Below are 25609 nucleotides of genomic sequence, written 5' to 3'. Positions count from 1 at the left end.
ACGGTCTGGCTGGCGGTCATAATTGCACTCGTACAATTTTGTATCTATATTTTTCGTAACATGACCACCACGCCTCCCGATCCACTCGCTACGCGGCATGACGGCACCACGGATCCAGACGACCAGGCGCCGGTGGACGCGCACACTCAGCGCCTGCGCGACGAGAACCGCGCCCTGCGCGAGTTGCTGGCGGCGCAGGTGCAGGCCTCGCTCCCGCGGCCAAGCCTGTGCAAGCGGCTGGGCTGGGCGCTGATCAGCGCGCCCGGCGCCGCCCTGGTGCGCTGGCGCAGCCTGATCGGCCGCGAGGACGCCACCCCGATCACCGGCAAGCGCGTGGGCTACGCCACCCTGACCGTCCTCTACACGCTGGCGATCTATGGCGCGCTGGTGTTGCTGGTGGTGTCGTGGAGCACGCCGAATGCCGCGCGCACCGGCGTGAACGCCGCCGGGCCGGTGCGGGTGCCGCTGGACGGCCCGCCAAGCGCGGGCCAGAAAGCGGCGGGCGCCGCGGCCCCGACCGACTGGAACAGCAGCGACGGCGCCGCCGCTACGCCGCCCAGGGAAGCCGAACGGCCGCCCGTTCCAGAGCAGGCGCGGCAAGATACGTCCCAGGAGGACGACCCGGCAACCGCCACGCCGTCGGACCCGGCCGGCACGCCGGCCGCGCGTCCCGCCACCGCCGCCGGCGCCAATGCCGCGCCGCCTCCCGCCCGCGACCCCGCGCCAGACGCGCCCAAGCCGACGCTGCGGATCACCGAGATTCCCGCCGAGAATCCGCTGGCCTGGCTCGACAGCCTGAAAACCGAGCTGGCGCGCTGCGCCACCCTGGGCTTTTTCGACCGCCCCGATTGCGCCTGGGCGGCGCGCAAGCAATATTGCGGCCCCAACCAGGGTTGGGGTGCGGTCAAGGAATGCCCGCCGCAGCCCTGACGCCGACGCCGACGCCGACGCCGACGCCGGAAAATTCTGCCGCGATGCCGCAAACTTTGCGATAATCGCTGAACCCCGGGCTTCGGCCCGGACAGCCTTCCACAGGACACCCGCCATGGATCTTTCCATCAGCAACACCGTGAACACCGGCCTGGCCATGCGCGACGCGCAACTGATGCAGGAAGTCCAGGCCCGCGTCACCAAGAAGGCCATCAACGCCCAGGCCGACACCGTCGCCACGCTGATGCAGTCGCTGCCGGTGGTCGCCATCGACGGCAAGATCGGCACCCGCATCAATACCCAGGCGTAAGCCACGCCGGCGCACGCGGCAACGATTGCCGCGCCCGGTCCTCCCGGCCCCTCTCTTCGGCCCCCTTCTTCGCTCTTCCTCCGCGAGTCCCTGTTCCCGCCCGGGCTCCGGCCGTCAGGCCTCCAGGTGCCTGCGCATCAGTTCCTCGAACCACTCCAGAAAAACCGCCAGCCGTCTCGAGCGCTGCCGCCGGTGCGGATACAGCAGCGCCACCGGCATGGACGCGGCGCGATGCGCTGGCATGACTTCCACCAGTTCGCCGGCGTCCAGCAGGTGCTGCACGTCGAAGCGCGGAATCTGGATCAATCCCAGGCCCGCCAGGCAGCAGGCGATATAGCTTTCGGCATTGTTGACCACCACCCGGCTGGGCACCGTGATGGCCTGGCGGTCGCCGTCGCCGGCCGCCACCTCCCAGGGCAGTTCGCGGCCGGTGGTCGGCGAAGCGTATCCCACCATCCAGTGATCCGTCGGCAGCGTGTCCGGCGCCCGCGGCTCGCCCTGCTCACGCAGGTAGGCGGGGCTGGCGCAGTTGACCAGGGCGATGTTGCCCAATGGCCGCGACACCAGGCTGCTGTCATGCAGCGCGCCGATGCGCACCGCGCAATCGACGCCTTCCTGGATCAGGTCGATGGCGCGGTCGCTGGACCCCAATGCCAGTTGCAGCCGGGGATGACGCCGCAACAGGCCGGGCAACGCAGGCGCCACCAGGCGGCGCGCAATGCGGCTGGGCACGTCGACGTTGAGCCGCCCGGAAACCTGGCGCTGGCTCTGCTGGAACAGGTGGTCAATGTCCTCGACCTCGGCCAGCAACGGCCGGACCCGTTCCAGCAATTGGGCGCCGTCGGCGGTCAGGCGCACCTGGCGTGTGGTCCGGTGCAGCAGCCGCGCGCCCAACTGGGCCTCGAGCTGCTGCACGGCGGCCGAGACCGAGGCGCGCGGCAGCTCCAGCGCGTTGGCCGCCTTGATGAAGCTGCCCATCTCCGCCACCTGCGCGAAGACGCGGTACTGTTCGAATCTGTCCATGCTCCCCCGGGAGTCCCCCAGCGCCGGCGGCACGACGCCGCCCGTGACAGCATAGCCGGTTCGCGGGACATCGCAGACACGGGAAATGGCGCCCCCGCCAGGCAGGCCGGGCCAGACCCACGGGGCCTCGAATCGCGGGCGCCAGGCGCCCCCCGTGCGCCAGGCCGGTTACTTGGTGGTGTAGCCGCCGTTGATCAGAATGGTCTGGCCGGTGATCCACCAGCCGTCGCTGACCAGGTGGCGGATGAACGGCACCACGTCCTCGATGTCGGTCAGGCCGGTCTTGGAGAACGGCGACAGCGCGGCGGCGGTTTTGTGGTACGCCACGGCATCGGCGCCTTCGGCCGGATAGAAGAACGGCGTGTCCATCGGGCCGGGGCCGACGGCCGTCACCGAGATGCCGCGCGCGCCGAATTCCTTGGCGGCCGCGCGCGTGTAGTGCTCGACCGGCGCCTTGGAGCCGGCATAGGCGGCGTAGAACGGCGTGAACGCGCCCAGCAGCGAGGTCACCAGGGTGCAGACCTTGCCGTTGTCGTTGACGTGGCGGCCGGCCTCTTTCAGGAAGAAGAACGCCGACTTGGCGTTGACCGCGCTCATCTCGTCGTATTCGGCTTCGCTGATTTCGGTCAGCGGCTTCTTGAGCACCTTGCCGACGGTGTTGATGGCGATGTCGGGCCGGCCCACCGCCGCGACCGCGTCGGCGAACAGTTTCTCGACGGCGCCGGCCGTGGTCAGGTCGGCCTGGAACGCGACGCCCCTGGTGCCGGCGGCCTGGATCGCGGCCACGGTGGCGTCGGCGTCGGCCTTGGAGGCCGCGCTGTTGTAGTGGATGGCGACGGCCTTGGCGCCCTGTTGCGCCAGGTCACGCGCGATCAGGCCGCCCAGGTTCTTGGCCCCGCCGGCGATCAGGACGACTTTGCCCTTGATGGAATGGTCTGCCATGGAAAATCTCCCGCATGTGTGTCGATGGAGATTCGATTCTAGGCAGCGGCGGGGCCGGGATCAGCCGGGCATGGCCGGATGGATTATCCAGAAAAACGTCCCAATGAAAAACAGCCCGAAGGCCGGGAAGCGCTTCGGGCTGCGGTGCCTGCGTCCGGATGCAAGATCCGGCCAGCCAGGGTTTACTTCTTCTTCATCGGCGGCAGGTCGGTGCACACGCCTTCGGCCACTTCGGCCGCCATGCCCACCGATTCGCCCAGCGTCGGGTGCGGGTGGATGGTCTTGGCGATGTCGATGACGTCCGCGCCCATTTCCACGGCCAGCGCCACTTCGCTGATCAGGTCGCCGGCATGGGTGCCGACGATGCCGCCGCCCAGGATGCGGTGCGTCTCGGCGTCGAACAGCAGCTTGGTGAAGCCTTCGTCGCGGCCGTTGGCGATGGCGCGGCCGGAAGCGGCCCACGGGAACACGCCCTTCTCGACCTTGATGCCCTGCTTCTTGGCTTCGTCTTCGGTCAGGCCGACCCACGCCACTTCCGGATCGGTGTAGGCCACCGACGGAATCACGCGGGCGTCGAAGAACGACTTCTGGCCGGCGGCGGCTTCGGCCGCCACGTGGCCTTCATGCACCGCCTTGTGCGCCAGCATCGGCTGGCCGACGATATCGCCGATGGCGAAGATGTGCGGCACGTTGGTGCGCATCTGGCGATCGACCTCGATGAAGCCGCGGTCGGTCACGGCCACGCCCGCCTTGTCGGCGCCGATCTTCTTGCCGTTGGGGCTGCGGCCCACGGCCTGGAGCACCAGGTCGTAGCGCTGCGGTTCCTTCGGCGCGCCCTCGCCCTCGAAGGTGACGTAGATGCCGTCTTTCCGGGCTTCCGCGCCGACCGTCTTGGTCTTGAGCATGATGTTGTCGAAGCGGCCGGCGTTCTTCTTCTGCCAGACCTTGACCAGGTCGCGGTCGGCGCCCTGCATCAGGCCGTCCAGCATTTCCACCACGTCCAGGCGCGCGCCCAGCGTGGAGTACACCGTGCCCATTTCCAGGCCGATGATGCCGCCGCCGATGATCAGCATCTTCTTGGGGATTTCACGCAGCAGCAAGGCGCCGGTGGAATCGACGATGCGCTCGTCCTGCGGCAGGAACGGCAGCTTCACCGACTGGCTGCCGGCGGCGATGATGGCCTGCTTGAAGCGGATGGTCTGCGACTTGCCGTCGGCGCCCTTGACCGCCAGGTGGTTGGCATCCGCGAATTCGCCCACGCCCGTCACCACGGTCACCTTGCGCGCCTTGGCCATGCCGGCCAGGCCGCCGGTCAGCTTGGCGACCACGCTGTCCTTGTAGCCGCGCAGCTTGTCCAGGTCGATCTTGGGTTCGCCGAAGCTGATGCCGTGGGCGGCCAGTTCGCGCGCCTCGTCGATGATGGCGGCGTTGTGCAGCAGCGCCTTGGACGGGATGCAGCCCACGTTCAGGCAGACGCCGCCCAGCGTGGCGTAGCGTTCGACCAGCACCACGGACAGGCCGAGGTCGGCGGCGCGGAAGGCGGCCGAATAGCCGCCGGGGCCCGCGCCCAGCACCAGCATGTCGTACTCGGCGTCGGCCGAACCCTTGAAGGTCGCGGCGGCGGGGGCCGCGGCGGCCGGCTTGGCTTCGGCCTTGGGGGCCTCGGCCTTGGCGGTTTCGGCCTTGGGCGCCTCCTTGGCGGCCGGGGCAGCCTCGGCCGCCTCGACTTCCAGCACCACCGAGCCTTCGGCGACCTTGTCGCCGACCTTGATGCTGATGGACTTGACCACGCCGCCCGTGGAGGCGGGGATTTCCATCGAGGCCTTGTCGGACTCGACCGTGATCAGGCTCTGTTCGGCCTTGATGGTATCGCCCACGGCGACCAGCACTTCGATGACTTCGACTTCCTTGAAGTCACCGATGTCCGGCACTTTGATTTGAACGGTATTGCTCATAGGGCTCCCCGTTTACAGCGCGATGCGGCGGAAGTCGGCCAGCAAGGCGCCCAGATAGGCGTTGAAGCGGGCAGCGGCGGCGCCGTCGATGACGCGGTGGTCATAGGACAGCGACAGCGGCACGATCAGGCGCGGCACGAACTGCTTGCCGTCCCAGACCGGCTTGTGCGACGAACGCGACACGCCCAGGATGGCCACTTCGGGCGCATTGATGATGGGCGTGAACGAGGTGCCGCCGATGCCGCCCAGCGAGGAGATCGAGAAGCAGCCGCCCTGCATGTCGGCGGGCGAGATCTTGCCTTCGCGCGCCTTCTTGGACAGGTCGGTCATTTCCTGGGCGATCTGCAGAATGCCCTTCTTGTCGGCATCGCGGATCACCGGCACCACCAGCCCGTTGGGCGTGTCGGCGGCGAAGCCGATGTGGTAGTACTGCTTGAGCACCAGGTTGTCGCCATCCAGCGAGGCGTTGAATTCGGGGAACTTCTTCAGGGCCGCGACCACGGCCTTGATCAGGAAGGCCAGCATCGTAACCTTGATGCCCGACTTCTCGTTTTCCTTGTTCAGCGTGACGCGCAGCGCTTCCAGGTCGGTGATGTCCGCTTCGTCGTTGTTGGTGACGTGCGGGATCATGACCCAGTTGCGGTGCAGGTTCGCGCCGGAGATCTTCTTGATGCGCGACAGCGGCTTGGCTTCGACCGGGCCGAACTTGGTGAAGTCGACCTTGGGCCACGGCAGCAGGCCCAGCGCGGCGCCATCGGCCGAGCCACCGGCGGCGGCCACCGGGCCGGCGGCCAGCGCCTGCTTGACGAAACCGCGCACGTCGTCGGCGGTGATGCGGTCCTTGGGACCGGTGCCTTTGACCTTGCTCAGGTTCACGCCCAGTTCGCGGGCGAACTTGCGCACCGACGGCGAGGCGTGCGGCAGTTGGCCGGGCTTGAGGTTGGCGTCTTCCAGCGCGGCGGCGGGAGCCGGACGCGAGCCGGCGGCGGGCGTGGCCGGAACGGCGGGCGCTTCGGCCTTGGCGGCCGGGGCTTCCGACTTGGCCGGCGCGGCCTCGGCCTTGGCGGCCGGCGCGGCGGCGGGCGCGCTGCCTTCCACCACGACCACGACCGAGCCCTTGGCGACCTTGTCGCCGACCTTGACCTTCACTTCCTTGACCACCCCGCCCTGCGAGGCCGGGATCTCCATCGAGGCCTTGTCGGACTCGACGGTGATCAGGCTCTGCTCGGCCTTGATGGTGTCGCCGACGGCGACCATGACCTCGATGACTTCCACTTCCTTGAAGTCGCCGATGTCCGGCACTTCGATCTCGACCGGACCGCCGCTGGCGGCCGGTGCGGCGGCCTCGGCCTTGGCGGCGGGCGCGGCGGCGGCGGCCTGCTTGGGGGCTTCGGCCTTGGGGGCTTCCTTGGCGGTCGGGGCGGCGGCATCGGCCGCTTCGACCTCCAGCACCACCGAGCCTTCAGCGACCTTGTCGCCGACCTTGACGCTGATGGACTTGACCACGCCCCCGGTGGAGGCGGGAATTTCCATCGAGGCCTTGTCGGACTCGACGGTAATCAGGCTCTGCTCGGCCTTGATCGTGTCGCCCACCGCCACCAGCACTTCAATGACTTCCACTTCCTTGAAGTCGCCGATGTCGGGAACCTTGATTTGCACGACGTTGCTCATGTCTCTTTACCCTCAGGCGTATTGCGGGTTGGCTTTGTTCGGGTTGATGCCGTACTTCTTGATGGCTTCGGCCACCTTGGCAACCGGCACCTTGCCTTCGTCGGCCAGCGCGCGCAGCGCGGCGACCACGACGAAGTGGCGATCCACTTCGAAGTGCTCACGCAGCTTGGCGCGGAAATCCGAACGGCCGAAACCGTCGGTGCCCAGCACCTTGTATTCGCGGCCCTTGGGCACGAACGGACGGATCTGGTCCGCAAACAGCTTCATGTAGTCTGTCGACGCGATGATCGGGCCTTCCGTCTTGGCGAGCTGTTCCGTGACGTAGGCCACCTGCGGCTTCTTCTCGTCGGGGTGCAGCATGTTGTGGCGCTCGGCGTCCAGGCCGTTGCGGCGCAGTTCGGTGAAGCTGGTGACGCTCCACAGATCCGAGGCCACGCCCCAGTCGGCTTCCAGCAGTTCCTGGGCGGCCATGACTTCGCGCAGGATCGTGCCCGAGCCCATCAGTTGCACGCGGTTCTTGCCCTTGCCGTGCGACTTGAGCTTGTACATGCCCTTGATGATGCCTTCCTCGTCGCCGGCGGTCAGGCCAGGCTGCGGGTAGTTTTCGTTCATCACCGTCAGGTAGTAGTAGACGTTTTCCTGGTCTTCCACCATGCGCTTGAGGCCATGCTGGATGATCACGGCCAGTTCGTGGCCGAAGGTCGGGTCGTACGAGACGCAGTTGGGGATGGTCGAGGCCAGGATGTGGCTGTGACCGTCTTCGTGCTGCAGGCCTTCGCCGTTGAGCGTGGTGCGCCCGGCGGTGCCGCCCAAGAGGAAGCCGCGCGCCTGCATGTCGCCGGCGGCCCAGGCCAGGTCGCCGATGCGCTGGAACCCGAACATCGAGTAGTAGATGAAGAACGGGATCATGATGCGGTTGTTCGAGGAGTACGACGTGGCCGCCGCGATCCACGAGCTCATCGCGCCCGCTTCGTTGATGCCTTCCTGCAGGAGCTGGCCGTCGGCCGCTTCCTTGTAGTACATGACCTGGTCCTTGTCGACCGGCACGTACTTCTGGCCTTCCGGCGCGTAGATGCCGATCTGGCGGAACAGGCCTTCCATGCCGAAGGTGCGCGATTCGTCGGCCAGGATCGGCACGACGCGCGGACCCAGTTCCTTGTCGCGCAGCACCTGGTTCAGGATGCGCACGAAGGCTTGCGTGGTGGAGATCTCACGGCCTTCGGCGGTGGGTTCCAGCACGGCCTTGAAGGCATCCAGCGCCGGGGCCTTGAGCTGCTCGTCGGCCTTGGCGCGGCGGCGCGGCAGGTAGCCGCCCAGCGCGGCGCGGCGCTCGTGCAGGTACTTCATTTCGGGCGAGTCTTCCGCCGGCTTGAAGTACGGCAGGTCGGCCAGCTTGTCGTCCGGGATGGGGATGCCGAAGCGGTCGCGGAATTCGCGGATCGAGTCCAGTTCCAGCTTCTTCTGCTGGTGGGTCGGGTTCTTGGCCTGGCCCACGTGGCCCATGCCGTAGCCCTTGATGGTCTTGGCCAGGATCACGGTCGGCTGGCCTTCATGCTTGGAGGCGGCGTCGAACGCGGCGTAGACCTTGTGCGGATCGTGGCCGCCACGATTCAGGCGCCAGATGTCCTCGTCGCTCATGCGCGAGACGGCTTCCAGCAGCTTGGGGTGCTTGCCGAAGAAATGCTCGCGCACGAACTTGCCGTCGTTGGCCTTGTACGCCTGGTACTCGCCGTCGACGGTTTCTTCCATGATCTTGCGCAGGATGCCTTCCTTGTCGTGCGCCAGCAGCGGATCCCAGTAGCCGCCCCAGATCAGCTTGATCACGTTCCAGCCCGAACCGCGGAAGTCGCCTTCCAGTTCCTGGATGATCTTGCCGTTGCCGCGCACCGGACCGTCCAGGCGCTGCAGGTTGCAGTTGATGACGAAGATCAGGTTGTCGAGCTTTTCACGGGCCGCCAGGGCGATGGCGCCGAGCGACTCGGGTTCGTCCATTTCGCCGTCGCCGCAGAACACCCAGACCTTGCGCTTGCTGGTGTCGGCGATGCCGCGGGCGTGCAGGTACTTGAGGAAGCGGGCCTGGTAGATGGCCATCAACGGGCCCAGGCCCATCGACACGGTGGGGAACTGCCAGAAGTCCGGCATCAGCTTCGGATGCGGGTACGAGGACAGGCCCTTGCCGTCCACTTCCTGGCGGAAGTGGTTCAGTTGTTCTTCGGTCAGGCGGCCTTCGAGGTAGGCGCGGCCGTACATGCCGGGCGAGGTGTGGCCCTGGAAGTAGACCAGGTCGCCGCCGTGGTCTTCGGTTTCGGCATGCCAGAAGTGGTTCTGGCCGCAGCCGATCATGGTGGCCAGCGAGGCGAACGAGGCGATGTGGCCGCCCAGGTCGCCGCCGTCCGGCGGGTTGTGCTTGTTGGCCTTGACCACCATGGCCATGGCGTTCCAGCGCACGTACGAGCGGATGCGCGATTCCAGTTCCAGGTTGCCCGGATGCGCCGGCTCCAGGCCGGGCGGAATCGTATTGACGTAAGCGGTGTTGGGCGAGAACGGGATGTGGGCGCCGGAACGACGGGCTTCGTCGATCAGGCGTTCCAGCAGGTAGTGCGCGCGCTGCGGTCCTTCGCGATCAAGGACTGCCGCCAGGGCTTCGAGCCACTCCTGGGTTTCTAGGGTGTCTTCGTCGTTGGCAGCCTGCACGGCGCCAGCCTGGGCGAAAGAGGACATCGTGTGTCTCCTGTTGGGGTTCGTTCGTGACCGCACCCGCTTATTTATCTACTCGCGGACACGCCATGGTAGTCGGGATCATCCGGGCTACCATGCCATGCATGGGTCGGGGTGTTGTGCTAGAGACCAGCTACTCGGGAGCGGTTTCCCTATCAGCCGGCATTCTAAGAAAGAAGATTAACCGGTCGCAAGGAAAATTTCATGTTGCGGTACGGCATTTCATAATGCGAAAATATGAACAGAAGCTGAAAAGGATGGAAGGCACTTTTTTAGCCCATCTCCCTTCTGAAGGGCTTGATTCCCGGCAATTCCCGCCGACACGCACTAAAATGCCCCCCACGCCGCGCCTTCGGCTTGCTGCCCCGCGGGGGCGTTTTCATCTTGAGGCGGCCTGGCGATGAAAAATGCCCGGCCTATCCGGCCCAAATTACATGTCCAGCGCGCCCAAGTCCAATATACCCACGCCGTTCCACGACCACGCCCGCACGCGCCGCCGCGGGGTGTACTGGGTCACGCCCGCGATGGTGCTGATCCTCTATATCTGTGTGATGGGGGTGTTCTTCTGGTTGCAGCGCATCCATGACGACAGCGTCATGTTCGTGACCATCGACCAGGAAATGCGGCAGCAGCGCCTGATCTGGGTCGTGCTGGCGCTGTCGTGCGTGATCGTCATCAGCCTGCTGATGCTGTGGCGCTATACGCGCTTCCGTTCCGCCGCCGAGGCCGCCCTCATCGCCGAGACCGGTTTCCGCCGCGCCATGGAGAACTCCATGTCCACCGGCATGCGCGTGCTGGACATGGAAGGCCGCATCGCCTACGTCAATCCGGCCTTCTGCCGCATGATCGGCTGGAACGAGGCCGACCTGATCGGCCGCAGCCCGCCCTTCCCCTACTGGGTGCCGGGCCGCCATGAACAGCACCAGCACACCCTGGACGTGCTGATGTCCGGCAAGACGCCCAGCAGCGGCCTGGAAGTCGAGGCCCAGCGCCGCGACGGCTCGCGCTTCACGGCGCGCATGTACGTGTCGCCGCTGCTGGACCCCAACGGCAACCAGATCGGCTGGATGACGTCGATGACCGACATCACCGAGCCCAAGCGCATCCGCGAGGCCCTGACCGCCGCGCACGAGCGCTTCATGACGGTGCTGGAAGGCCTGGACGACGCCATCTCGGTCACCGCCGACACCCACGACGGCCTGGAGCTGCTGTTCGCCAACCGCACCTACCGCCGCGTGTTCGGCGCCCAGACCGGCGGCCACGACGAGCTGCTGGCGGGCCGCCGCGGCCGCTTCACGGATGAATCCGTGGAAGTCTTCGCGCCTTCGGTGCAGCGCTGGTTCGAAGTGCACCACCGCATGCTGGCCTGGACCGACGGCCGCCGCGTGCGCATGCAGGTGGCGCGCGACATCACCGAACGCCGCACCCACGAAGAGGCCTCGCGCGTGCAGCAGGAAAAGATCCAGCTCACCAGCCGCCTGACCACCATGGGCGAGATGGCCTCGTCGCTGGCGCACGAACTGAACCAGCCGCTGACCGCCATCGCCAACTACAGCATGGGCGCGGTGGCGCTGGTCAAGGCCGGCCACACCAGCCCCAACATGCTGCTGCCGGCGCTGGAAAAAGCCGCCTCGCAGGCCGAGCGCGCCGGCAAGATCATCAGCCGCATCCGCGAATTCGTGAAGCGCAGCGAGCCGCGCCGCCAGCGCGTGGCGATCGGCCGCATCGTCGACAACGCCATCGGTTTTGCCGAGATCGACGCCCGCAAGCGCCGCATCCGCATCGACAGCTTCGTGCCGTCGAACGCGCCGGACGTGCTGGCCGACCCGATCCTGATCGAACAGGTGCTGCTGAACCTGCTCAAAAACGGCCTGGAAGCCATGGAAAAGAGCGAGTCCGACGAGCTCAAGGTGGCCGTGATCCTGCACGAGCAGCACATCGAGGTCGCGGTGGTCGACCGCGGCCATGGCCTGGCCGAGCCGGAGCGCCTGTTCGAGCCCTTCTTCAGCACCAAGACCCAGGGCCTGGGCATGGGACTGAATATCTGCCGTACCATTATCGAATCGCACCACGGCCGCCTGTGGGCGGACCCGAATCCCGCCGGCGGTACTATTTTCCGCTTTACCCTGCCCTGCGCTGCGTCTCAGACGCAGGCCCAGAATGATCAGTCCGAGGAGTTGCACGCATGAACACGCCCCACCTGTCGAGCACGGTATTCATTGTTGACGACGACGAAGCGGTCCGCGATTCGCTGCGCTGGCTGCTGGAGGCCAATGGCTACCGGGTTCGCGCCTATGCCAGCGGCGAGTCGTTCCTGGAAGACTATGACCCCAGCCAGATCGGCGTGCTGATCGCCGACGTGCGCATGCCCGGCATGAGCGGCCTGGAGCTGCAGGAACAACTGATCGCCCGCAACGCCCCCCTGCCCATCGTCTTCATCACCGGCCACGGCGACGTGCCGATGGCCGTGTCGACCATGAAGAAGGGGGCCGTCGACTTCCTCGAGAAGCCGTTCAACGAATCCGATCTGCGCGAAATCGTGGCGCGCATGCTGGAGCAGGCCACGCAACGCGTGAGCAAGCACCAGGCCCAGAAAGACCACGAAGCCATGCTGGCGCGCCTGACCGCGCGCGAGCAGCAGGTGCTGGAGCGCATCGTCGCCGGCCGCTTGAACAAGCAGATCGCCGACGACCTCGGCATCAGCATCAAGACCGTCGAAGCGCACCGCGCCAACATCATGGAAAAACTTGAAGTGACCACCGTTGCCGACCTGATGAAAGTGGCCCTGGCCAAACCCGAGGCACACGCATGACCGCTAGGATCATCGACGGCGCCGCCCTGTCGCAGCGCATTCGCGAAGAAGTCGCCCAACGCGTCGCCGCCCTGGCCGCCAAGGGCACCCGCCCCGGCCTGGCCGTGGTGCTGGTGGGCGAAGACCCCGCCTCCCAGGTGTACGTGCGCAATAAAGTCGCGGCGTGCGAGAAGGCCGGCCTGCATTCCGTCAAGGAACAGTACCCCGCCGACATGACCGAGGCCGAACTGCTGGCCCGCATCGACAAGCTGAACCGCGATCCGTCCATCCACGGCATCCTGGTGCAGTTGCCGCTGCCCAAGCACATGGACGCGCACAAGGTCATCGAAGCCATCGCCGCCGAGAAGGACGTGGATGGCTTTCACGTCAGCAACGCCGGCCTGCTGATGACCGGCCAGCCGCTGTTCCGCCCCTGCACGCCCTACGGCGTGATGAAGATGCTGGAATCGGAAGGCGTGGCCCTGCGCGGCGCCGAGGCCGTGATCGTCGGCGCCAGCAACATCGTCGGCAAGCCCATGGCCATGCTGCTGCTGGCCGCGGGCGCCACCATCACGATCTGCAACTCCAAGACCCGCGACCTGGCGGCGCAGACCCGCCGCGCCGACGTGCTGGTGGTGGCCACCGGCAAGCCCGGCATGATCGACGGCTCGATGATCAAGCCCGGCGCGGTCGTCATCGACGTGGGCATCAACCGCGGCGCCGACGGCAAGCTGTGCGGCGACGTCGACTTCGCCTCCGCCAGCCAGGTGGCCGGCGCCATCACCCCCGTGCCGGGCGGTGTCGGCCCCATGACCATCGCCATGCTGCTGGTCAACACCGTCGAAGCGGCGGAACGGGCCGCGGCCTGAAGACCGGTCCCGCGCCCCGCCGTGGCACCCCTGTGGGTTTGTCCCGCGCCCTTCCGGGGGCCGGGGGCAAACCCACAGTCGTCTCCGGGCCTGCCGCGCGAAACCGGGCGCGCCCAGGGCCGGCCCTTGCTTTTCGGCCTGCCGCCCCAACCTGATCCTTATGCCTGCCGGCGCGCTCGCTTGCTGCCCGCCCTCCTCTCACGCTATTGGTAACACCATGACCCAGAATCCCTTGCTCGCCCCCGTTTCAGAACTGGTCGACTACCAGGCGGTCAAGCCCGCTCACGTGGTGCCCGCCATCGAGGAACTGCTGGGCATCGCCCGTCAGGCCGTGGACCGCGCCGCCGATCCGGCGCTGGCGCCCACCTGGGAAGCCGTGGTCGAGCCGCTGGATACCGCCTCCGAACGGCTGTGGCGCGCCTGGTCGGTGGCCGGCCACCTGAACGCCGTGGTCAACACGCCCGAACTGCGCGAGGCCTACAACGCCGCCCTGCCCCTGGTGACCGAGTTCTCGACCTGGGTCGGCCTGCACGAAGGCCTGTACCAGCAGTACCAGCGCCTGGCCGCCGCGCCCGATTTCGCCTCGTGGTCGCCGGTGCGCCGCCGCATCGTCGAGATGGCCCTGCGCGACTTCCGCCTGAGCGGCGTCGAACTGCGCGGCGCCGACCGCGAGCGCTACGCCGCGATTTCCGACCGCGAAGCGCAGGCCTCGCAGAAATTCTCCGAGAACGTACTGGACGCCATCGACGCCTGGTCGCTGCTGATCGAGGACGAGGCCCGCCTGGCCGGCATTCCCGCCGACGTGCGGGCCGCCGCGCGCGCCGCCGCCGAGGAAGACGGCAAGCCGGGCTGGAAGCTGACGCTGAAGATGCCCTGCTACCTGCCCGTCATGCAGTACGCGCAGGACCGCTCGCTGCGCGAGGCGCTGTATCGCGGCTACGGCACGGTGGCGTCCGAACAGGGCGATGCCCGGTTCGACAACTCGCCCCTGATCGAGGAACTGCTGTCGCTGCGCGCCGAGGAATCCACCCTGCTGGGCCTGGGCACCTTCGCCGCGCTGCGCCTGCAGACGCGCATGGCGCGCGACGCCAAGGAGGTCACCACCTTCCTGCGCGACCTGGCCGCCCGCGCCAAGCCCTACGCCCAGCGCGACCTGGCCGAGCTGAAGGCCTACGCCGCGGCCGAACTCGGCCTGGCCGAATTGCAGCCGTGGGACGTGGCCTATGCCTCCGAGCGCCTGCGCGAGTCGCGCTACGCCTACTCCGAAGACGAGGTGAAGCAGTACTTCACCGAGCCGCGCGTGCTGGCCGGCCTGTTCGAAGTGATCGAGACTCTGTTCGACGTGCGCCTGGCCGAAACGCCGGTGTCGTCGTGGCATGCCGATGTGCGCGGCGTGCGCGTCGAAAGCCCCCAGGGCGACCTGATCGGCTACCTCTACCTGGACCTGTACGCCCGCGCCGGCAAGCAGAGCGGCGCCTGGGTCGACAGCGAGCGCACGCGCCGCGTGGTCGCCGGCCGTGTGCAGACGCCGATCGCCTACCTGACCTGCAATTTCTCGCGCCCCAACGGCGACCGCGCCGCCGTGCTGACGCACGATGACGTCATCACCCTGTTCCACGAAACCGGCCATGCCCTGCACGCCCTGCTATCGGAAGTGGACGAGCCCGGCGCCGCCGCCTTCGCCAGCGTCGAATGGGACGCCATCGAACTGCCTTCGCAATTCATGGAGAACTTCTGCTGGGAATGGGCGGTGGTGCAGAAGCTGTCGGCCCACGTCGACAGCGGCGAACCGCTGCCGCGCGCGCTCTACGACCGCCTGGTCGCGGCCCGCAACTATCAGAGCGGCATGCAGACCGTGCGCCAGATCGAGTTCGCGCTGTTCGACATGTTGATGCACGACCGCGCCAAGGGCGCCAGCATCAGCGAAGTGCTGGCCCTGCTGCAGGAAGTGCGCGCCGAGGTCGCGGTGCTGTTCCCGCCGGCCTGGCACCGCCTGCCGCATGCCTTCTCGCACCTGTTCGCGGGCGGCTACGGCGCCGGCTACTACAGCTACAAGTGGGCCGAGGTGCTGTCCGCCGACGCCTACGAGGCGTTCGAGGAAGCCGCGGCCAGGCAGGCCGGCAACGCCCTGGGCACGCTCGATCCGGCCACCGGCGCGCGTTTCCGCCGCGAAGTGCTGGCCGTCGGCGGCTCGCGTCCCGCGGCCGAGTCGTTCGCGGCCTTCCGCGGCCGCGCCCCGCGCATCGATGCGCTGCTGCGCCACAGCGGCATGAGCGCGGGTTGATCGATTCGCGCATGATCCATGGCCCGCTTGCGAGCGGGCCATTTTTTTGGCTGGCCGCGCTAGCGCTCCCCCGGCCGGCGCGCCGATACCACCAGCCAGTTCCCATGCGCCGACGGTTCCGAGCCGGCCTGGCGCCAGAAGTGGCGGCTGTCCTCGTCCTGCGCGTGTTTCAGGCGCGCCCGGCAATAGCGCCGCGCGGGCCAGGCCAGCAGATGATCGAGCCAGCGCCCTTGCCTGGTTTCGGCCACGGAATGCAGGGTGATGTCGTGGAATCCATGGTGCGCCAGCAATTGATGCAGTTGGGCAAAGCCCAGGGGGAACAGCGCGCCTTCCGTGCGCGCCGCGGCGCTCCAGGGATCGACGTGCACACCGCGCAGCAGCGCCCGCAGGCGGACCCGCACGCGGCCCGCGTTGGGCGTGGTCAGAACCAGCGTGCCGCCCGGGCGCAGCGCGTCATGAAAGCCGCGCACCAGCAGTCCGGGGTTGGACGCCAGGTGGATCGCTTCGCTGCAGACCACGGCGTCGTAGGGCACGGCCGCGGGCAGCGGCGTTTCCAGGTCATGCACGGTCAGGCGCCGGTAGCCATTGGCCGAGGCCGGCAACCCGGCCGGACCGATGCCATCGAGTTCGACATCGCGTCCGGTCGCCGGGCGCACCATGTCGCCCAGCCAGCCGCGGTTGCAAGGCGCGTCCAGCACACGCCCCGCCAGGCGGCTGCGCAGGATGTCGAGCACCACGGGGTAATACGGAAAATAGGGATAGCCCAGCGCATGACTGGCCGCGGTGTTCATAGAGTGGCACCTCGCCGGTAACTGACAATATCCTGACTGTAGCTGTCAACAACCGTTCGCATGGCCCGATTTGCCACTTCTCCAACAATATTTCGACAAAGCTTCACAAGTGCGCCGCACGCGCCTTGCGGCGGGACAAACACCAGCGTTGGCGGCGCGCGGCCAACGCGCCGCCAACGGGTAGAATCGACGGGTTTATCCCTCCAACCGGCGATGGAACCCATGCGACACCTGCTTACCGGACGCGCCTGGCGCGGTCTTTTCCTGGCCCTGTGCATGCTGCTTGCCGCTTGCGGCGACCGCAATGTCGATTGGACGCTCTACAACGTCAAGGGCCACCTGCCCGATCTGAAGTTCTCGCTGCCGGGCGCCGGCGGCAAGACCGTCAGCAGCGACGACCTCAAGGGCAAGACCGTGCTGCTGTTCTTCGGCTACGCCAGTTGCCCGGACATCTGCCCCACCACCATGGCGCAGTTGACGGCGGTGCTGCAGAACCTGGGCGACAAGGCGCGCGACGTGCGCATCGTGTTCGTCAGCGTCGACCCGCACCGCGACACGCCGGATATCCTGCAGGCCTACGTCAACGCCTTCAACAGCAACGCCATTGGCGTCACCGGCAACGAAAAGCAGGTGGCCGACCTGGCGCGCCGCTACCGCGTGGCCTACCAGATCGAAAAGCCCCGTCCCGGCGATGACGCCGACCAGTACGAAGTGACCCACAGCCGCGGCGTGTACATTTTCGACAATCAGGGCCGCGCCCGCCTGCTGGCCTCGGACACCGACAGCATCGAGGCGATGACCAAGGACCTGCGCCAGTTGATCGACCTGACTTCGTAAGGCGAGGTGCAACATTGCTGCATGGGCCATGCGGCGCAGCATGTTGCGTCCAGGCCCCAAACACCAGTTGTTACAGCCCCGCTGGCGCGCGCGTGGGTAATATCAGGGCACATCGCCCTTTACCCTCGCAAGGAGTACGCGCATGAGCATCATCATCATGATCATCGTCGGCTTCATCGTCGGGCTGCTCGCCCGCGCGATCATGCCCGGAGACCAGAACATGGGGATCATCATGACCACCATACTGGGCATCGTGGGCGCGGTCGTGGCCGGCTTCCTCGGCCAGAAGCTGGGCTGGTACGCCCCGGGCGAACCGGCCGGCTGGATCGGCTCGGTGGTCGGCGCGATCATCGTCCTGTTCGTGGTCGGCCTGATCGCCAAGAAACGCACCTGACGCGCCGCGCGCGCACCACGCAAAGCGGGCCGATCTTTCGATCGGCCCGCTTTTTTTCGCTGTCGGACTGCCCGGGGATCAGCCCCGCTGGCCGTTGGCGGCGGGCGCGGCGTCCGGCGCCGGCTGCGCCGCCGTGACCGTGCGCTCGGTCCAGCCGCCGCCCAGCACCTTGTACAAGGTGACCAGGTTCGACAGCCGCGCCAGGCGCGTATCGACCAGCGCCTGCTGCGCGGTATAGAGCGAACGCTGCGAATCGAGCACCGTCAGGTAGTCGTCGATGCCCTGGCGGAAGCGCTGCTCGGACAGGTCATAGGCGCGCTGGTTGGCGGCCACCAGCAGTTGCTGCGCCTGGATCTGCTCGTCCAGCGTGCCGCGGCCGGCGAGCGCGTCGGCCACTTCGCGAAATCCCGTCTGGATCGTTTTCTCGTACTGCGCGATCTGGATGTTCTTCTGCACCTTGGCCAGGTCCAAGCCCGCCAGCAGCGAGCCGCCGGCGAAGATCGGCACCGTGATCTGCGGCACGAAGCTCCAGGCGCCCGAACCCGCGTTGAACAAGCCGCCCAGGCTGGCGCTGGCGGTGCCGGCGTTGCCCGTCAGGCTGATGGTCGGAAAGAATGCGGCGCGGGCCGCGCCGATGTTGGCATTGGCGCCCTTGAGCTGGTGCTCGGCGGCGCGGATGTCCGGACGGCGCGCCAGCAGCTCGGACGGCAGGCCGGCCGGCAGCGCGGTCGGCAGCATGCCGTCGTCAAGCTTGACGGCGTTGTCCAGCGCCGCCGAGATCTCCGGCGACAGCGGCTGGCCCACCAGCAGCACCAGCGCGTTGCGGTCCTGCGCGGCCTGGCGCGTGTACTGCGACAGGTTGCGCTGGGCGGTGCGCAGCGACACTTCGGCCTGGCTCAGGTCGAGCGCGGTGGACAGGCCCTGGTCGTAGCTCTGCTTGGTGAGCTTGTAGGAATCATCCTGGCTCTTGAGCGTGTCGCGCGTCAGGCTCAGCAGCTCCTGGTCGGCGCGCAGCGTCAGGTAGGCGTTGGCCACTTCGGCGATCAGCGTCAGTTGGGTCGCGGTGCGGGTTTCGTCCAGCGCCAGGTACGATTCCAGCGCCTTGTCGCTCAGGCTGCGGATGCGGCCGAACAGGTCCAGCTCCCACGAGGACAGCGCGGCGCCGACCTGGTAGTTGTGGCTGGTGGTGGCCTGGCCGCTGGGCGACAGGTCGGCCGGCGTGCGCTGGGCGGTTTCCTTGCCGGCGATGCCGACGCTGGGCAGCAGGTCGGCGCGCTGGATGCGGTACTGGGCCCGCGCGGCCTCGACGTTCAAGGCCGCCACGCGCAGGTCGCGGTTATTGGCCAGCGACTGCTCGATCAGTTGCTGGAGCAAGGGATCGGCGAAGAAGTCGCGCCAGCCGATGTCGGCGGTGGCCACCGGACCGGCGGCATCGGCCTTGTAGGCCGGGCCGGCCGGATAGGCCGCCGAGACCGGCGCGTCGGGCCGTTCGTAGGTCGGGGCCAGCGAGCAGCCCGCCAGGGCCGCCGCCAGGGAAAGGGAAACCAGGGTTCTCATCTGCAGCTTCATTGCGGTTTTCCTTCGACGGACACGTCCTGCGCGTCGTTGGCGCTGGGGTCGTGCGGATCGCGTCGCGCGCTCATGCGTTCCACCTTGAACAGGCGCAGCATGATCACGAAGAACGCGGGGACGAAGAAGATGGCCAGGAAGGTCGCGGTCAGCATGCCGCCGATCACGCCCGTGCCGATGGCGTTCTGGCTGCCCGAACCGGCGCCCGAGGAGATCGCGAGCGGCACCACGCCCAGGATGAACGCCAGCGACGTCATCAGGATCGGGCGCAGGCGCTGGCGGGCGGCGTGGATCGCCGATTCCGTCAGGCTCGCCCCGGCCTCGTAGTGCTCCTTGGCGAACTCCACGATCAGGATGGCGTTCTTGGCCGCCAGCCCGATCGTTGTCAGCAGGCCCACCTGGAAGTACACGTCGTTGGACAGGCCGCGCAGCAGCGTCGCGCCCAGCGCCCCGATGATGCCCAGGGGCACCACAAGCATGACCGCGGACGGAATCGTCCAGCTTTCATACAGCGCCGCCAGGCACAGGAACACCACGATCAGCGAGATCGCGTACAGCGCCGGCGCCTGGGCGCCCGACAGGCGTTCTTCGTACGACATGCCGGTCCACTCGAAGCCCACGCCGGTGGGCAGCTTGCTGGCGATGCGTTCCATCTCGTCCATGGCCGCGCCCGAGCTGTAGCCCGGCGCCGCGCCGCCCTGGATGTTGTACGAAGGCACGCCGTTGTAGCGGTTCAGCTTCTGCGGGCCGAAGCTCCAGGTGGCCTTGGCGAACGCCGAGAACGGCACCATGTCGCCATCCTTGTTGCGCACGTACCATTTGTCCAGGTCTTCGGGCAGCATGCGGGCCGAGGCCTCGCCCTGCGCGAACACCTTCTTGACGCGGCCGCGGTCGATGAAGTCGTTGACGTACGACGAACCCCAGGCGGTGGACAGCGTGCTGTTGATGTCCGACACGGCCACGCCCAGCGCGCGCGCCTTTTCGCGGTCGATGTCGAGCTGGTACTGCGGCGCGTCCTCGATGCCGTTGGGGCGCACGCCCTGCAGGATCTTGCTCTGCGCCGCCTCGCCCAGCAACTGGTTGCGCGCGGCCAGCAGTTTTTCATGGCCCACGCCGGCGCGGTCCATCAACTGGAAGTCGAAACCGTCGACGTTGCCCAGTTCCATCACCGAAGGCGGCGGCACCACGAACAGTTGGGCGTCGCGCTCGGTCTTGCGGAAGTGCGCATTGGCGCGCGCCGCCACGGCGGCCGCCTTGAGATTGGCGGCGCCGCGGTCTTCCCAGTCGCGCAGCTTGATGAACAGGATCGAGGCATTCTGGCCGCGGCCGCCGAAGTTGAAGCCGTTGACCGCGAACACCGAGGTGACGGCATCCTTCTCTTCGGTCAGCAGGTAGTTGGTGGCCTCGTCGATGACGGCCTTGGTGCGCTCGGCGGTGGCGCCGGCGGGCGTCTGGATCTGGGCGAACAGGATGCCCTGGTCCTCGGCCGGCAGGAACGCGGTCGGGATGCGGGTGAACAGCCAGCCCATGGCGATGACGATGGCCAGGTACACCACCATCAGGCGCTTGGTGCGGCCCAGGCCGCGCGCCACGGTATTGGCGTAGGCGTGGCTGCTGCGGTCGAAACTGCGGTTGAACCAGCCGAAGAAGCCGCGCTTGGTGCCATGGTGGCCCTTCGGGATGGGCTTGAGCAGCGTGGCGCACAGCGCCGGCGTGAAGACGATGGCGACGATCACCGACAGCACCATCGAGGACACGATGGTGATGGAGAACTGGCGATAGATCACGCCAGTCGAGCCGCCGAAGAACGCCATCGGGATGAACACCGCGGCCAGCACCATGGCGATGCCGATCAGCGCGCCGGTGATCTGGGTCATGGACTTGCGCGTGGCCTGCTTGGGCGTGAGGCCCTCCTCGGCCATCACCCGCTCGACGTTTTCCACCACCACGATGGCGTCGTCCACCAGCAGGCCGATGGCCAGCACCATGCCGAACATGGTCAGGGTGTTGATGGAATAGCCGAACGCGGCCAGCACGCCGAAGGTGCCCAGCAGCACCACCGGCACCGCCAGCGTCGGGATCAGTGTGGCGCGGAAGTTCTGCAGGAACAGGTACATCACCAGGAACACCAGGATGATGGCTTCCACCAGCGTCTTGAACACTTCCTCGATCGACAGGCTGACGAAAGGCGTGGTGTCGTACGGATAGACCACGTCCATGCCCGGCGGGAAGTACGGCTTCAGGTTGTTGATGGTGTCACGCACCGCCTGCGCCGTATCGAGCGCGTTGGCGCCGGGGGCCAGCTTGATCGCCAGGCCCGAGGCGGGCTTGCCGTTGTAGTAGCTGTCGATGGCGTAGGTCTGGCCGCCCAGTTCGATGCGGGCGACGTTGGCCAGGCGCACCTGGGAACCGTCGGCATTGACCTTGAGCAGGATGCGGCCGAAGTCTTCCGGCTTTTCCAGGCGCGAGGGGCCGATGATGGTGGCGTTGAGCTGCTGGCCGCGCACCGCGGGCAGGCCGCCCAACTGGCCGGACGACACCTGGACGTTCTGTTCCTTGATGGCGTTGACCACGTCGACCGTGGTCAGGCCGTAGTTCACCAGCTTGGCCGGATCCAGCCAGATGCGCATGGCGTACTGCGAGCCGAACAACTGGAAGTCACCCACGCCCTGCGTGCGGCTGATGGGATCCTGGACGTACGAGGCGACGTAGTCGGCCAGGTCGTCCTTGGTCATCGTGCCGTCGGTGGACACGAAGCCCGCCACGATCAGGAAGTTCTTGGTGGCCTTGGTGACGCGGATGCCCTGCTGCTGCACTTCCTGCGGCAAGAGCGGCTGCGCCAGCGACAGCTTGTTCTGCACCTGCACCTGCGCGGTGTCGGGGTTGGTGCCCTGGCGGAACGTCAGCGTGATGGACATGCTGCCGTCGGCGTTGCTTTCCGAGGAGATGTACTCCAGGCCGTCGAGGCCGTTCATCTGCTGCTCGATCACCTGCACCACGGTGTCCTGCACCGTCTGCGCCGAGGCGCCCGGGTAGGTCACCGCGATGCCGATGGCCGGCGGCGCGATGTTCGGATACTGCGAAACCGGCAGCTTCAGGATGGACAACGCGCCGGCCATCATCAGCACGATCGCGATCACCCATGCGAAAACCGGTCTATCGATAAAAAACTTTGCCATGCAAGGCTCCCTGACTACTGCTTGGCCGCCGCGGCGCCCGCCTGCGGTTGCTGCGCCGGCTTGGCGCTGGCTTCAGAGGCAACCACCTCGACGCCCGGGCGCACCATCTGCACGCCTTCCACGATGACCTTGTCACCGGCCTTCAGGCCGTCGGTGACCAGCCACTGGTCGCCAATGGCGCGGTCGGTCTTGATTTCACGCAGTTCCACTTTGTTCTCGGCATTGACCACCAGCGCCGTCGGCAGGCCGCGCTGGTTGCGCGTCACGCCGCGTTGCGGCACCAGCAGGCCGTCGGCGGCAACGCCGTCGACCAGGCGCGCGCGCACGAACATGCCGGGCAACAGGCGGCGGTCCGGGTTGGGGAACACCGCGCGCAGCGTGACCGAGCCGGTGCCCGGGTCGACGGTGACTTCGGAGAACTGCAGCTTGCCCTGCTGGGTGTATTGCGAGCCGTCTTCCAGCGTCAGCGTGACCAGCGCGGCCTGCTCGCCCTCGGCCTTCTTCAGTTGACCGCTGGAGAGCGCGTTCTGCAGGCGCAGCAATTGCACGCTGGACTGGGTCACGTCGACGTAGATGGGGTCGATCTGCTGCACGGCGGCCAGGGCCGTGGCCTGGTTGGCCGTGACCAGCGCGCCCTCGGTGACGGAGGAACGGCCGATGATGCCGCTGATCGGCGACAGCACCTTGGTGTAGACCAGGTTGATGCGCGCGGTGTCGAGCGCGGCCTTGGCCGACAGCACGTCGGCGACGGCCTGGTCGCGCGCCGCCACGGCGTTGTCGTAGGTCTGCTGGCTGACGGCGCGGGTGGCCACCAGCGGCTTGTAGCGTTCGGCCAGCAGCGCGGCGGTCTTCTGCTGCGCCTGGGCACGCGCCAGGGCGGCCTTCTGGCTGTCGAAGCTGGCCTGGTAGAGCGCGGGGTCGATCTGGTAGAGCTGGTCGCCGGCCTTGACCTCGCCGCCCTCGGTGAACAGGCGCTTCTGCACGATGCCGTTGACCTGCGGCCGCACTTCGGCGACGCGGAACGGCGAGGTGCGGCCCGGCAATTCAGTGGTCAGGGAAACCGGCTTGGTGGTGAGCGTGACGACCGTCACCTGCGGCTTGCCCGCCTGGGGTGCTTCCTGTTTCTTGCCGCAAGCGGCCAACGTCAGGGCCGATGCCGTCAGCGTAAGCACCGCCGCACCGCGCCACATCGCGCTTTTCTTGTTCATAGATTGCATTCCCGATTTCCAACTAAAAAGGTAGCGTCATACCCGCCCGCCGTGGCCTGCGCCCGCGGGGCGACCGCGGTGTCCGCCGGCAACCGGCGACAGCAACGGCGCCACCCGGACCGCGCATCGTTGCGGCTCGTGAGGATTGACTGGGGTGTGGTTTCGCCTCAGACATTCAGGCAGGGCTTCGACGCTTTGCTGCATTGCAGAATCGGCATTTTGCGTTATCCCGCCCGAGAAACAAAGAGGCATATTGAGAAAACATCATTCCAGATATGGGACAATAAATCGCCCCATCGTGTGACAGAATCCCTTCCATGAAACGTCTACAAGGCATGGAACTCTTCGTGGAAGTCGCCAAGACGCACAGTTTTAGCCGTGCGGCGGCCGCCCTGGGGGTGCCCAAATCGACATTGTCTCGCCAGGTGGCCGAACTGGAACGGTCGGTGGGCCTGCGCCTGCTCAGCCGCACCACCCGCAAGGTGGAGCTGACCGACGCCGGCCGGCTGTATTTCGAGCGCTGCCAGCGCATCGTCGCCGAGGCCCAGATCGCCCACGAGGAACTGCAGAAGCTGGTCGACACGCCGTCCGGCCCCCTGCGGGTGAACATGCCGGCCGATTTCGGCACCGATTTCCTGGCTGAATCGTTCATGGAATTCTCGCGCCGTTATCCCGACGTCACGTTTTTCCTGGATCTTGCCAATCCCGATCACGCGCAGCGCGTGTTCCAGACCTGCGATATTTCCATCGAGATCGGCGAACTGCCCGATTCGACGCAGATCGCGAGACTGCTGGGCATGCTGCCCGCCCATCTGTACGCCTCGCGCGAATACCTGGAGAAGCACGGGGAACCGAAGCACCCCAGCGACCTGACCCGCCACGAGTGCATCGAGTTCCGCGCCGAAGGCGCCGGCCGCGTCACCCGCTGGCCGCTGAACAGCGGCGACCAGCACATCCAGTTCACGCCCGGCAACCGCTTTTCCGTGAACGGCGTGGCCATGGCCCGGCGCCTGGCGATGCTGGGCGCCGGCATCACCGTGCTGGTCGGCGGCCAGACCGCCGAACAGAAATCGGGCCAGTTGCGGCGCGTGCTGCCGGACTGGCAACTGGGCCCGTTCCCGGTGTATGCCGTCACGGAAACCCGGCTGCTGCCCGCCAAGACCCGGATCTTCATCGAATTCCTGATGGAGCGCCTGGGCGGAGACGGGCAGGCGAAGGATACCGCGCCGTTCATGAAATGACGGCGGCTCGGAAACAGACTGAAAAACTTGCTCGCGGCCGGGCGGCGGCGGCCCGGCAAGCGCGCGCCGGCGCCGGGCCGGCGCCGCGTTCAGAAGCGTTCGTCGTCGCGCAGGTAGCGCCACTGGCCCAGCGGCAGGTCGCCCAGGGCCACGCGGCCGATGCGCACGCGTTTCAGGCCCACCACCTTCAGCCCGACCAGTTCGCACATGCGGCGGATCTGGCGTTTCTTGCCCTCGCGCAGCACGAAGCGCAACTGGTCGTGGTTCTGCCAGCGCACCTGGGCCGGCTTGAGCGCCTTGCCGTCCAGCGACAGGCCGTGGTTCAGCAGCGCGAGACCGTTCTCGGACAGTTCGCCCTGCACCCGCACCAGGTATTCCTTGTCGATGCTGGAATCTTCGCCGATCAGCAGCTTGGCCACGCGGCCGTCCTGCGTGAGCACCAGGAGCCCCTGCGAATCGATGTCCAGCCGCCCGGCCACGGCCAGGCCGTCCAGGTGGCCGCGCTCGAAGCGCTGCGGGCTGCGGTCGCCGGCAAAGCGCGAACGCGCGCCGATCAGCGCCACCGCGGGCGTGTAGCCCTTTTCGGCCTGCCCCGAGACGTAGCCCACCGGCTTGTTGATGAGGATGGTGACGCGCGATGTCTGGCGCGCCTGCGCGGCGCGTTCCAGCGTAATGACCTGGTGCGGGAAGGCGCGCGCGCCCAGCTCGGACACCACCTCGCCGTCGACCCGCACCCAGCCGCGCTCGATATAGCTGTCGGCCTCGCGGCGCGAACAGAGTCCACGCTCGGACATGAGCTTGGAGATTCGTACTTTTTCCATGGCCGGTATTGTATGCGCAGGCCCCGCCCGCGCCGCCGCCCTGCGGCCGCCGGCGCCCCTGCGGCAATCGGCCACA

At 67.3% G+C, this 25609-nt stretch carries 19 protein-coding genes; 9 read left to right on the top strand and 10 right to left on the bottom strand.

All coding sequences use genetic code 11. The annotated features are described in order from the left end of the window. The first annotated feature begins 60 nt into the window (after positions 1-60). Positions 61-930, top strand: a complete 870-nt coding sequence (locus tag HV783_RS19960; RefSeq protein ID WP_064525507.1) for a hypothetical protein — start codon at positions 61-63, stop codon at positions 928-930. A 115-nt stretch (positions 931-1045) separates the two neighbouring features. Beyond that, entirely contained in the window at positions 1046-1240 is a 195-nt protein-coding gene (locus tag HV783_RS19955) for a putative motility protein (RefSeq protein WP_054431993.1), read from the top strand. 114 nt (positions 1241-1354) lie between these two features. Here the strand turns inward: HV783_RS19955 and HV783_RS19950 are convergent, their stop codons facing one another. The 5 genes from HV783_RS19950 to aceE form a co-directional block, all read right to left on the bottom strand. Then, positions 1355-2263, bottom strand: coding sequence for a LysR family transcriptional regulator (locus HV783_RS19950; RefSeq protein WP_054418566.1), 909 nt, complete (start codon positions 2261-2263; stop codon positions 1355-1357). Between the two features lie 168 nt (positions 2264-2431). Continuing rightward, a complete protein-coding gene (locus HV783_RS19945) occupies positions 2432-3205 on the bottom strand; it encodes an SDR family oxidoreductase (RefSeq protein ID WP_054504146.1) in 774 nt (257 codons plus the stop codon). A 182-nt stretch (positions 3206-3387) separates the two neighbouring features. Next, entirely contained in the window at positions 3388-5160 is a 1773-nt protein-coding gene (gene lpdA, locus HV783_RS19940) for a dihydrolipoyl dehydrogenase (RefSeq protein ID WP_175189743.1), read from the bottom strand. 12 nt (positions 5161-5172) lie between these two features. Next, the gene (gene aceF, locus HV783_RS19935; protein WP_175189742.1) at positions 5173-6831 is read right to left on the bottom strand and encodes a dihydrolipoyllysine-residue acetyltransferase; all 1659 of its coding nucleotides are present in this window, start codon (positions 6829-6831) and stop codon (positions 5173-5175) included. Positions 6832-6843: 12 nt separating this feature from the next. Continuing rightward, entirely contained in the window at positions 6844-9552 is a 2709-nt protein-coding gene (aceE, locus tag HV783_RS19930; protein ID WP_064525520.1) for a pyruvate dehydrogenase (acetyl-transferring), homodimeric type, read from the bottom strand. Positions 9553-9983: 431 nt separating this feature from the next. Between aceE and HV783_RS19925 the strand changes: the two genes are divergently transcribed. The 4 genes from HV783_RS19925 (at position 9984) to HV783_RS19910 (ending at position 15493) form a co-directional block, all read left to right on the top strand. After that, positions 9984-11738: a PAS domain-containing sensor histidine kinase gene (locus HV783_RS19925; protein WP_020927319.1), complete on the top strand. Its 1755-nt coding sequence runs from the start codon at positions 9984-9986 to the stop codon at positions 11736-11738. After that, the gene (locus tag HV783_RS19920) at positions 11735-12361 is read left to right on the top strand and encodes a response regulator transcription factor (RefSeq protein WP_020927318.1); all 627 of its coding nucleotides are present in this window, start codon (positions 11735-11737) and stop codon (positions 12359-12361) included. Before HV783_RS19925 ends, HV783_RS19920 begins: the two co-directional genes overlap by 4 nt. Then, positions 12358-13209 carry a bifunctional methylenetetrahydrofolate dehydrogenase/methenyltetrahydrofolate cyclohydrolase FolD gene (gene folD / locus HV783_RS19915; protein ID WP_024068618.1) on the top strand — a complete coding sequence of 284 codons (852 nt, stop codon included), beginning with the start codon at positions 12358-12360 and terminating at the stop codon, positions 13207-13209. Before HV783_RS19920 ends, folD begins: the two co-directional genes overlap by 4 nt. Positions 13210-13426: 217 nt before the next feature. Next, positions 13427-15493 carry a M3 family metallopeptidase gene (locus HV783_RS19910; protein ID WP_175189741.1) on the top strand — a complete coding sequence of 689 codons (2067 nt, stop codon included), beginning with the start codon at positions 13427-13429 and terminating at the stop codon, positions 15491-15493. 59 nt (positions 15494-15552) lie between these two features. On the opposite strand, the gene HV783_RS19905 is transcribed toward HV783_RS19910, so the two are convergent. Continuing rightward, positions 15553-16284, bottom strand: a complete 732-nt coding sequence (locus HV783_RS19905) for a class I SAM-dependent methyltransferase (RefSeq protein ID WP_081273498.1) — start codon at positions 16282-16284, stop codon at positions 15553-15555. Positions 16285-16506: 222 nt separating this feature from the next. Here HV783_RS19905 and HV783_RS19900 point away from each other — a divergent pair, with 222 nt between their 5' ends. Together HV783_RS19900 and HV783_RS19895 are read left to right on the top strand one after the other, a co-directional pair. Continuing rightward, complete coding sequence (locus HV783_RS19900; protein ID WP_054504173.1) at positions 16507-17121, top strand: SCO family protein; 615 nt, start codon at positions 16507-16509, stop codon at positions 17119-17121. Positions 17122-17263: 142 nt separating this feature from the next. Next, the gene (locus HV783_RS19895; RefSeq protein WP_049074432.1) at positions 17264-17515 is read left to right on the top strand and encodes a GlsB/YeaQ/YmgE family stress response membrane protein; all 252 of its coding nucleotides are present in this window, start codon (positions 17264-17266) and stop codon (positions 17513-17515) included. Between the two features lie 78 nt (positions 17516-17593). On the opposite strand, the gene adeC is transcribed toward HV783_RS19895, so the two are convergent. Genes adeC through HV783_RS19880 form a run of 3 tightly spaced genes read right to left on the bottom strand, consistent with a single transcriptional unit; the run spans position 17594 to position 23471 of the window. Beyond that, entirely contained in the window at positions 17594-19084 is a 1491-nt protein-coding gene (gene adeC / locus HV783_RS19890) for an AdeC/AdeK/OprM family multidrug efflux complex outer membrane factor (RefSeq protein WP_064525522.1), read from the bottom strand. After that, on the bottom strand, positions 19081-22263 hold the full coding sequence (locus HV783_RS19885) for an efflux RND transporter permease subunit (protein WP_054504140.1): 3183 nt from the start codon (positions 22261-22263) through the stop codon (positions 19081-19083). The genes adeC and HV783_RS19885 overlap by 4 nt, the downstream gene beginning before the upstream one ends. A gap of 14 nt (positions 22264-22277) precedes the next feature. Beyond that, entirely contained in the window at positions 22278-23471 is a 1194-nt protein-coding gene (locus HV783_RS19880) for an efflux RND transporter periplasmic adaptor subunit (RefSeq protein WP_049074437.1), read from the bottom strand. 335 nt (positions 23472-23806) lie between these two features. On the opposite strand from HV783_RS19880, the gene HV783_RS19875 reads away from it, so the two are divergent. Continuing rightward, positions 23807-24712 (top strand): LysR family transcriptional regulator, encoded by a 906-nt coding sequence (locus HV783_RS19875; protein WP_006394388.1) that lies wholly within the window; start codon positions 23807-23809, stop codon positions 24710-24712. A gap of 89 nt (positions 24713-24801) precedes the next feature. On the opposite strand, the gene HV783_RS19870 is transcribed toward HV783_RS19875, so the two are convergent. Further along, the gene (locus tag HV783_RS19870; protein ID WP_175189740.1) at positions 24802-25533 is read right to left on the bottom strand and encodes a pseudouridine synthase; all 732 of its coding nucleotides are present in this window, start codon (positions 25531-25533) and stop codon (positions 24802-24804) included. Positions 25534-25609: the final 76 nt, after the last annotated feature.

Origin of the sequence: Achromobacter dolens, assembly GCF_902859745.1 — a bacterium.
Taxonomy (GTDB): Bacteria; Pseudomonadota; Gammaproteobacteria; order Burkholderiales; family Burkholderiaceae_B; genus Achromobacter; species Achromobacter dolens.
Note: the sequence above shows the minus strand (reverse complement) of the source record. Positions and strands in the feature narration are given on the sequence as shown.

Excerpts from the sequence above, each read along its gene's own strand:
- HV783_RS19950 (WP_054418566.1), bottom strand. The coding sequence starts at position 2,263 with ATGGACAGATTCGAACAGTACCGCGTCTTCGCGCAGGTGGCGGAGATG.
- HV783_RS19960 (WP_064525507.1), top strand. The coding sequence starts at position 61 with ATGACCACCACGCCTCCCGATCCACTCGCTACGCGGCATGACGGCACC.
- HV783_RS19925 (WP_020927319.1), top strand. The coding sequence starts at position 9,984 with ATGTCCAGCGCGCCCAAGTCCAATATACCCACGCCGTTCCACGACCAC.
- HV783_RS19875 (WP_006394388.1), top strand. The coding sequence starts at position 23,807 with ATGGAACTCTTCGTGGAAGTCGCCAAGACGCACAGTTTTAGCCGTGCG.
- HV783_RS19945 (WP_054504146.1), bottom strand. The coding sequence starts at position 3,205 with ATGGCAGACCATTCCATCAAGGGCAAAGTCGTCCTGATCGCCGGCGGG.
- HV783_RS19885 (WP_054504140.1), bottom strand. The coding sequence starts at position 22,263 with ATGGCAAAGTTTTTTATCGATAGACCGGTTTTCGCATGGGTGATCGCG.
- aceE (WP_064525520.1), bottom strand. The coding sequence starts at position 9,552 with ATGTCCTCTTTCGCCCAGGCTGGCGCCGTGCAGGCTGCCAACGACGAA.
- HV783_RS19895 (WP_049074432.1), top strand. The coding sequence starts at position 17,264 with ATGAGCATCATCATCATGATCATCGTCGGCTTCATCGTCGGGCTGCTC.
- HV783_RS19900 (WP_054504173.1), top strand. The coding sequence starts at position 16,507 with ATGCGACACCTGCTTACCGGACGCGCCTGGCGCGGTCTTTTCCTGGCC.
- HV783_RS19920 (WP_020927318.1), top strand. The coding sequence starts at position 11,735 with ATGAACACGCCCCACCTGTCGAGCACGGTATTCATTGTTGACGACGAC.
- HV783_RS19955 (WP_054431993.1), top strand. The coding sequence starts at position 1,046 with ATGGATCTTTCCATCAGCAACACCGTGAACACCGGCCTGGCCATGCGC.
- aceF (WP_175189742.1), bottom strand. The coding sequence starts at position 6,831 with ATGAGCAACGTCGTGCAAATCAAGGTTCCCGACATCGGCGACTTCAAG.
- HV783_RS19905 (WP_081273498.1), bottom strand. The coding sequence starts at position 16,284 with ATGAACACCGCGGCCAGTCATGCGCTGGGCTATCCCTATTTTCCGTAT.
- folD (WP_024068618.1), top strand. The coding sequence starts at position 12,358 with ATGACCGCTAGGATCATCGACGGCGCCGCCCTGTCGCAGCGCATTCGC.
- HV783_RS19910 (WP_175189741.1), top strand. The coding sequence starts at position 13,427 with ATGACCCAGAATCCCTTGCTCGCCCCCGTTTCAGAACTGGTCGACTAC.
- HV783_RS19880 (WP_049074437.1), bottom strand. The coding sequence starts at position 23,471 with ATGAACAAGAAAAGCGCGATGTGGCGCGGTGCGGCGGTGCTTACGCTG.
- adeC (WP_064525522.1), bottom strand. The coding sequence starts at position 19,084 with ATGAAGCTGCAGATGAGAACCCTGGTTTCCCTTTCCCTGGCGGCGGCC.
- HV783_RS19870 (WP_175189740.1), bottom strand. The coding sequence starts at position 25,533 with ATGGAAAAAGTACGAATCTCCAAGCTCATGTCCGAGCGTGGACTCTGT.
- lpdA (WP_175189743.1), bottom strand. The coding sequence starts at position 5,160 with ATGAGCAATACCGTTCAAATCAAAGTGCCGGACATCGGTGACTTCAAG.